General features: G+C 50.7%; 4 protein-coding genes. 3 read left to right on the forward strand and 1 reads right to left on the reverse strand.

The window, feature by feature from the left end:
- Positions 1-334: 334 nt before the first annotated feature.
- Positions 335-724 (reverse strand): hypothetical protein, encoded by a 390-nt coding sequence (locus C1752_RS27890; RefSeq protein ID WP_110989298.1) that lies wholly within the window; start codon positions 722-724, stop codon positions 335-337.
- 337 nt (positions 725-1,061) lie between these two features.
- Between C1752_RS27890 and C1752_RS27895 the strand changes: the two genes are divergently transcribed.
- The 3 genes from C1752_RS27895 (at position 1,062) to C1752_RS28815 (ending at position 2,552) form a co-directional block, all read left to right on the forward strand.
- Positions 1,062-2,108, forward strand: a complete 1,047-nt coding sequence (locus C1752_RS27895; RefSeq protein WP_110989299.1) for a DUF932 domain-containing protein — start codon at positions 1,062-1,064, stop codon at positions 2,106-2,108.
- 61 nt (positions 2,109-2,169) lie between these two features.
- Complete coding sequence (locus C1752_RS27900; RefSeq protein ID WP_110989300.1) at positions 2,170-2,391, forward strand: hypothetical protein; 222 nt, start codon at positions 2,170-2,172, stop codon at positions 2,389-2,391.
- Between the two features lie 14 nt (positions 2,392-2,405).
- Positions 2,406-2,552 (forward strand): hypothetical protein, encoded by a 147-nt coding sequence (locus C1752_RS28815; RefSeq protein WP_158535255.1) that lies wholly within the window; start codon positions 2,406-2,408, stop codon positions 2,550-2,552.
- Positions 2,553-2,616 lie beyond the last annotated feature (64 nt).

Genomic DNA, 2,616 nt, shown 5'->3' on the forward strand with positions numbered 1-2,616 from the left:
ACTCAACAATTCAAGCCCCAGAAATGCATACAAGAGTGATGCTGAGCTGGGGCTAGTTTTCCTCTCTGGGCTGATGTAAGTAGGCGCAAATGACAGAAGAAAACGCACGGACGCTTCGTCACCGGAGCAATTGGGTGGGGCTGCTCTCAACACATTTAAGCTCTCGTCAACCGCAGACAACGCCCCGCCCAACAGCCGAATACGGTAGCGGTCCTCCAGCCCATCAAGAGCTTTCGCGGCATATCCTCCGCGATGCTCCGGTATTCCACGACTCTGGACTCGATCACAGATGCTGCATTCTGGGAGGTTGCGATCGCAAGTCAGGCCGGAGTCATCAAGTACACAGCTCAGCGATCACAGCATCAACCGTGCCTTTCCCAGGACGACGACGGGAACGCCTCAGAGCTTCACTCCATACTTCAACACGCTTCTCTTGACTCAGCGCTCGTAATGGACGAATTGCACTCTCTGTCTGCGGAAGCTGGGCATCATCAAAATGCTCCATCAAACCCTCCAGAACCTCTGCTGCATGAATCAAGTGATAGCCGTGAGTACGATTAAAGTCCCAGCGCTCTCTAAGATAGGATTCAAAATTCGGAAATCCTGCCGCCTTGTAAAGCTTTCTATCCCTAATACAGGCAAGGTTTTTCCCAACCTCATACAAGGCCGATGCAGCGCCGCTCAGACCGGCCTCGATCTTGCTCTCAAACTGATCAATATTCATATTCCTCTTATAGCACCAACAAAAACGTTCTCCCAGCCGAAATTGACAAATACACCTCAAATACAAGCCTGGTTCTTTAAATAAAATTCTGTAAATCGCTTGCTTTTGAATACTAACTAGTATACAATTATAGGTATAGAAACAAAGCCATAAAGGGTTCGATCACCTACCCCAAGCATCGGAAAACTGCTGACAAAGACCGCAGCCACCGGGGATAGCCCGATGTCCGTCACGACTCAAAACTGAAACTAACTAAAAACTTTTGACTGGCGGAAGGGATTCGATTGAGACCCGTAACCCTTCCGCTGGTGAATACACACCTACTGGAGATGATGACATGAAAACTGGATACTCGTCTTTTGCAGCCCTCGGTGCTGAAATCGACAACCAAATATCTCAGAAGCAAGACTACGTTGTACAGTCCGGCGCAGTCGAAATGAATGAATCAGGTGATGGCCTCACGATCATTACTGAATCAGAGATTCTAGAGCTAGAAGTCAGCGACACCGCCCATAGACAACTCGCACAGGCTACAGGCATCCACGGCAACTACTACAGCAAGATGCGGCGTGAGGCACCCGAGCTGATCGCTAGCAACGTTAACTTCTGGCTACAGCGTCAAAGCTCACGCACTCATGTTCTGAGAACAATGGGCAACACGGCCAGGGCATTCCTTGGCGGCGGCTATGAAATTATTGACCATGACCAAGTATTAGAAGCGCTTGCCCCTGAGCTACAGAAACTCGGAAGTAATCTAGAACTACTGAGTACCGACACAACCGACCACCGCCTCTACATCAAACTGGCATTCCCCAAGGTTGAAGGAGAGATCCGAAAGGGCGATATCATCCGCTCGGGGGTCACGATCACCAACTCGGAGACAGGAGAGGGGGGCTTAAACGTTTACCCAGCTAACTTTAGGCTCATTTGTGAAAATGGTATGACGCGCATGGAGGAGGGGGAGCGCCTTACAGTTCGGCACTCTGGCTCTAAGTTCCGGGAGTTAGGTCAAATCCTCGACCGGGACCGAGCAGCAGTCAAGCTAGAGCAGTTCATTGAACATTTCTCGAAAGCTCACGATGAGGCTACTTTTCAGAGAACAATCAACCAAATGCGGCGATCTGCTGAAATGCGAATCGAGGTTTCCACTGATGAGCTGATGGAACGCGCCAGAAAGAACTTTGGATTGACCCAGGCCGAGCAGGTGCAGGCACTCAATCATCTGCTTATTGATGAAGACTTGACGGCATACGGTCTGATGAATGCCATTACTCGAACCGCTCATGACCCTGAGAGCTACGACAGAGCTAGTGAATTAGAGGCCATCGGGTCTCAAGTGCTCAGCATCTCTGATTCGCAATGGCGAGAGCTGGCGACGGTCTAGCACGAGCAATACAAGGGGGCTGAAATGCCCCTAAACCAAGCATTCAAACAAAGGATTTTCGATGATTCGCAATATTTTCTACTTAGGACTAGGTGCCGTGGCCGCATCCTTTGTGACCCATGCAGGCGTCCCCCTCTGGACACATTTCTCAAGGCTCATCAACTGGGATATCGCAGCAGAGGCGGCGAGTGACATCGTTGAAACTCTTACTGAGGGGGCAGACAGCAGTGAACAGGGCCAGCGCCCGAACGACAACGGTAATGAGTTCGTTGAGCAAATCTGACTGGAGCAAAACCAATGCACCGCAACAGCAAGACCCGCCGACCTCTTAGAGGCGACGGCGAGTACCGAAAGCACCGCGACAAGCGCCAGTCTCGATACTACTGGAAGCGAGAGCGGACAGCGGTTAAGCGAGAGATACAGAAAACACGGGAGGAGTCGTGATGCACTACAACCCTATCAATAGATTTGCGTTTGTAAATCTAGGGCAAGTCCCTAGCGATGATCG

The organism is Acaryochloris thomasi RCC1774, assembly GCF_003231495.1.
Taxonomy (GTDB): domain Bacteria; phylum Cyanobacteriota; class Cyanobacteriia; order Thermosynechococcales; family Thermosynechococcaceae; genus RCC1774.

What these genes read in the sequence shown, in the direction of transcription:
- C1752_RS27890 (WP_110989298.1), bottom strand. Translation starts at nt 724, where the DNA reads ATGAATATTGATCAGTTTGAGAGCAAGATCGAGGCCGGTCTGAGCGGC.
- C1752_RS27895 (WP_110989299.1), top strand. Translation starts at nt 1,062, where the DNA reads ATGAAAACTGGATACTCGTCTTTTGCAGCCCTCGGTGCTGAAATCGAC.
- C1752_RS27900 (WP_110989300.1), top strand. Translation starts at nt 2,170, where the DNA reads ATGATTCGCAATATTTTCTACTTAGGACTAGGTGCCGTGGCCGCATCC.
- C1752_RS28815 (WP_158535255.1), top strand. Translation starts at nt 2,406, where the DNA reads ATGCACCGCAACAGCAAGACCCGCCGACCTCTTAGAGGCGACGGCGAG.